This is a genomic window from Streptomyces sp. NPDC089915 (assembly GCF_040684675.1).
Lineage (GTDB): Bacteria > Actinomycetota > Actinomycetes > Streptomycetales > Streptomycetaceae > Streptomyces.
On sequence record NZ_JBFBGN010000382.1, the window covers coordinates 1 to 1,327 of the forward strand.

Consider the following 1,327-nt stretch of genomic DNA (forward strand, 5'->3'; position numbering starts at 1 on the left):
CGTCGGCTACGGAACGGACCTGAAGGGCGCGGTGGACCTGTTCGACGTCACTTCGTCCTTCGCCCCGGTCGCGACCCTCGCCCTGGACAAGACCGACCCGTACGGGGTGACCTCGCTGGACTTCACCCCCGACGGCAAGACCCTGGCCGGCTCCTTCGGCGGCCTCGCCCTATGGGACGTGGCCGGCCGGAAGCTCACGGCGACCCTCACCGGCGTCGACTCCCACTGCCAGTCGGTGTCGTTCAGCCCCGACGGGAAGCTGGTCGCCGGTGCCTTCTCCGCCTACTCCCAGGGCGGCGGGGTGGTGGTGTGGGACCTCGCCTCCCGCAAGGGGACACCGGTGAGGACGGGGCGCAGCGGCGGCGGGGAGGTCGCGTTCGGTCCGGACGGCAGGACGCTCGCCGCGACCACCGACACCAGCGAGCTGCTGGGCGCCGTCCAGTTGTGGTCGGTCGGATGATCGAGCCGCTGGGCAAGGAGGATCCGCGTCAGGTCGGGCCTTACGAACTGGTGCGGCGGCTGGGCCGGGGCGGCATGGGCGAGGTGTTCCTGGGGCGTTCGCCGGGCGGGCGGCTGGTGGCGGTCAAGGTGGTGGCCGCCGAGCTGGCACACGACGCCGACTTCCGGCGGCGGTTCGCCCTGGAGGTCACGGCGGCACGGAAGGTGGGCGGCTTCTACACGGCGCAGGTGGTGGACGCCGACACCGACGCGGTGCGGCCCTGGCTGGTCACCGCCTACATCCCCGGCCCGTCGCTGCACCAGGTGGTCCGCGACACCGGGCCCCTGCCGCCGCGGGCTCTGCGGGTGCTCGGCTCGGGACTGGCCGAGGGCCTGGCGGCCATCCACGCGGCCGGGCTGGTCCACCGGGACCTGAAGCCCGGGAACGTCATCGTCGCCGACGACGGTCCGCGGGTCATCGACTTCGGGATCGCCCGCGCCCTGGACGGTGGTCAGCACACCGGGACGATGGTGATCGGCACCCCCGGTTTCATGTCGCCGGAGCAGGCGCGCGGCGAGTCCACCGGGCCGGCCTCCGACGTGTTCGCGCTCGGCTGCGTCCTGGCCTTCGCCGCCACCGGACGCAGCCCGTACGGGCAGGGCCGCCCCGACGTCATCCTCTACCGGACCGTGCACCAGCCCCCGGATCTGGACGGGGTGCCGGACGAGCTGACCGCGTTCATCCGGATCTGCCTGGCCCCGGAGCCGGGCAGGCGCCCGCTGCTGTCGGACGCGCTGCGCCATCTGGCGACCTCCGCCGAGGACACGCGGTGGCTGCCCGCAGGGGTCGCGGCCATGATCGGCGAGCGGCGCGCGGCGACGGTCGCCC

2 protein-coding genes are annotated in these 1,327 nt (G+C 74.1%); both read left to right on the forward strand.

Features of this window, described 5'->3' with window-relative positions:
• Positions 1 to 460 (forward strand): WD40 repeat domain-containing protein (locus AB0O29_RS36000; RefSeq protein WP_365160687.1); only part of this gene is annotated, 460 nt, incomplete at its 5' end.
• A partial coding sequence (locus AB0O29_RS36005) for a serine/threonine-protein kinase (RefSeq protein ID WP_365160690.1) occupies positions 457 to 1,327 on the forward strand: 871 nt, incomplete at its 3' end. The genes AB0O29_RS36000 and AB0O29_RS36005, both read left to right, overlap by 4 nt.